The sequence below is a fragment of the Roseicyclus sp. genome, assembly GCF_018402035.1.
GTDB lineage: Bacteria > Pseudomonadota > Alphaproteobacteria > Rhodobacterales > Rhodobacteraceae > Roseicyclus.
Map to the genome: position 1 here is coordinate 1 of NZ_JAGYJN010000048.1, position 2,793 is coordinate 2,793.

Here is a 2,793-nt window from a genome sequence, read left to right on the forward strand (position 1 = left end):
GTCAACAATGTCTTCGTCTCGGCCACCAACCAAGGCTGGGATGCGCGCGCCTATATCGACGCCTTCCCCCTGCATGCCGTGGGCGAGATCCATCTTGGCGGCCATGACACCGATGCCGATGAGCATGGTCGCCCGCTGTTGATCGACAGCCATGGCCGCGCGGTCATCGACCCGGTCTGGGCGCTTTACGCCCATACCATCGCGCGCGGCGGCCCGCGCCCCACGCTCATCGAATGGGACAACAACCTGCCAACCTTGGCGGACCTTTTGGGCGAGGCCGCCCGCGCCCACGCGATCCTCACCCCGGTGGAGGCGAGGCTTTGACCAGCCAAACCGCATTTGCCACAGCGCTGCTTGACCCCGGCCAACGCGCCCCCGCAGGTCTGAAAAACCCCTTTGGCGGGCCTGCGGGCAAACGCTTCGACGTCTATCGCAACAACGTCGCCGTCTCGTTGACCCAAGCGCTCGAGACGGGCTTTCCCACCGTGCGCAAGCTGGTGGGCGATGATTTCTTCAAGGCGATGGCGGGTATCTATCTGCGCGCCAACCCGCCCAGCGATCCGCGCCTTGCCCTTTACGGGTCCACCTTCCCCGGCTTTCTGGCCCGCTTTGAACCCGTACGTCACCTGCGCTATTTGCCCGATATCGCCCGACTCGATCTTGGGCTGCGCCAATCCTACCACGCCGCCGATGCCGCCCCCTTTGACACCACGGGCTTGGCCCCTGCCGCCGTGCTTTCGCTGAAGCCGCGCCTTGCGCCTGCGACGCTGGTCATGTCCTCGCGCCACCCGGTCTTTGCGATCTGGCGCTACAACACCGAAACAGGCGCACCTAAACCGGCCACCACCCCGCAAGATGTGCTCATCGCGCGCAAAGGCTTTGACCCGGCACCGCATCTATTGCCGCCGGGCGGGCTGACCTTGGCCCGCGCCCTCAAAGGCCGCCTGACCTTGGCCGAGGCGATGACCCGCACCTTGGCCGCTCATCCCACCGCCGATATCGCGGCGCTTGTGACATTGTTCTTCACCACGGGCGCGTTGACGCACGACAGCTAATGCCCGCGAAAGGAATTCACCGATGCACGCCCTGATCGCCCTTCATGCCCGCATCTTCGGGGCGCTGGAAACCCATCTTGCCCCCGCCCTTTTGCCAAGCCTCGCCCGCCTGCTCTTTGCGGCCACGCTTTTTGCCTATTACTGGCATGCGGGGCTCACCAAGATCGGCGAGGGGGTCTTGGGCCTCTTCCAGCTGTCACTTGGGGCTTATATCCAAATCCTGCCCCGCACCGTCGCGGCCCTGGGCTATGACCTCTCGGGCTTGGGCGCAGTTGCCCGCGCAACGGTGCTTTTCGGCACATGGGCAGAGTTCGTGCTGCCGATCCTTTTGGTCTTGGGCCTGTTCACGCGCCTTGCGGCACTGGGCATGGTGGGCTTTGTCGTGGCGCAAACTTGGGTCGATGTGATGGGCCATGGCGCGGCATTGGGCGCGCTCTTCGACCGCCATGCCGATGGGCTGATCGACACCCGCGCCTTGTGGCTATTCCCGCTCATTCTTCTGGTGCTCAAGGGGGCGGGTCCGCTTTCCCTCGATGCGGCACTCGCGCGCTGGCGTCAGCCCAAGAGTGCCGCTTTTGTCCCGGCGTCCCAGCCAAGGTAAAGCTGCCCGCCCGCATCAATCAGCGGCCGCTTCATCACGGCGGGATAGGCGACCAAAAGGGCGACCGGATCGGCCGCGCGCGCCCCCTCGTCCAAGCCCTTCCATGTGGTCGAGCGGCGATTGATCAAAGCCGCGCCAAACTGCGCCAAGGCCCGGTCGCGCAGATCCCCCGACAAAGGGGTCTCGCGCAGATCGACCAGCACCGCCGCATGGCCCGCAGCCCCCAGCTCGCGCAGCGCCGCGCGGCAGCTATCGCAGTTTTTCAACCCATAAATGCGCAATCTGCCACCTCTTTCAGCATTTCACCCCGCCCCCGCGCAACCCGCGCGCGAAAACCGGCGTTTCACGCGGCAAAGCCCATGCAATTCTTGTTTTTTCGCCGCGTCACACCATCATTTTACAGGTGTTGAACGGTTGCAACCCGTCATCCCGCCCAATGGGCCAAGATGCGCGAAAACAACCCCACCACGCCGCGCCGGATCATCGCGCGGATCGACGAGGATGGAACAAGGAAAGACAGATCGATGCCCACTGGCACCGTAAAATGGTTCAACACCACCAAGGGTTTTGGCTTCATCGCGCCCGATGATGGCGGCAAGGATGTGTTCGTGCATATCTCGGCCGTGGAACGCGCCGGCATGACCGGGCTGCCCGACAATATGAAGGTCAGCTTCGAGTTGCGCGAAGGCCGCGATGGGCGGTCCTCGGCGGTCGAATTGCAAAAAATCGGCTAAGCATTTGCGCAGGGCGAAGCCGCGCATGGCGTCACGATGTGGCGCCATCTGGCCCCTATTGCCTAGCCCGCGACCATCCGCGCCACCATCACCCCGCCCCAAGCCGACAGCGCGGTGACAGCCACGCCCCATGTCAGGTCAAGCGCCACGATCTGCGGATGCCAATCGCGCATCACCGCCCAGCTGGTGAATTCATAGGTGCCATAAGCCACCAACCCCAAGATCGCCCCATTGACCAGCGCCATATGCGGCACTCCGTCACGCAGCGCGGGCCAGCCCGCGAAATAGGTCACGCCGCCCATATAGGTCAGGTAAAACAGAGCGGCAGGCAACAGCCGAAACCCACCGGGATAAAGCGCATCGCCCAGATGCCGGGCAAACACCGGCTGGATCACCGCGCGCA

Annotated in this window: 6 protein-coding genes; 4 read left to right on the forward strand and 2 right to left on the reverse strand. The window is 64.2% G+C overall.

The annotated features are described in order from the left end of the window. The 3 genes from KG698_RS14945 to KG698_RS14955 all read left to right on the forward strand — a co-directional run. On the forward strand, positions 1 to 324 hold a 324-nt coding region (locus tag KG698_RS14945), incomplete at its 5' end, for a DUF692 family multinuclear iron-containing protein (RefSeq protein WP_213686340.1). After that, positions 321 to 1,055, forward strand: a complete 735-nt coding sequence (locus KG698_RS14950) for a DNA-binding domain-containing protein (protein ID WP_300984183.1) — start codon at positions 321 to 323, stop codon at positions 1,053 to 1,055. The genes KG698_RS14945 and KG698_RS14950, both read left to right, overlap by 4 nt. Before the next feature lie 22 nt (positions 1,056 to 1,077). Then, positions 1,078 to 1,656 carry a DoxX family membrane protein gene (locus KG698_RS14955; protein WP_213686342.1) on the forward strand — a complete coding sequence of 193 codons (579 nt, stop codon included), beginning with the start codon at positions 1,078 to 1,080 and terminating at the stop codon, positions 1,654 to 1,656. Here KG698_RS14955 and KG698_RS14960 read toward each other — a convergent pair. Continuing rightward, positions 1,611 to 1,937 (reverse strand): arsenate reductase family protein, encoded by a 327-nt coding sequence (locus KG698_RS14960; RefSeq protein WP_213686343.1) that lies wholly within the window; start codon positions 1,935 to 1,937, stop codon positions 1,611 to 1,613. The genes KG698_RS14955 and KG698_RS14960 overlap by 46 nt on opposite strands. A 243-nt stretch (positions 1,938 to 2,180) precedes the next feature. Between KG698_RS14960 and KG698_RS14965 the strand changes: the two genes are divergently transcribed. After that, the gene (locus KG698_RS14965; protein WP_213686345.1) at positions 2,181 to 2,390 is read left to right on the forward strand and encodes a cold-shock protein; all 210 of its coding nucleotides are present in this window, start codon (positions 2,181 to 2,183) and stop codon (positions 2,388 to 2,390) included. A 62-nt stretch (positions 2,391 to 2,452) separates the two neighbouring features. On the opposite strand, the gene KG698_RS14970 is transcribed toward KG698_RS14965, so the two are convergent. Next, positions 2,453 to 2,793: DUF2177 family protein (locus KG698_RS14970; RefSeq protein ID WP_213686344.1), on the reverse strand; the 341-nt coding region annotated here is incomplete at its 5' end.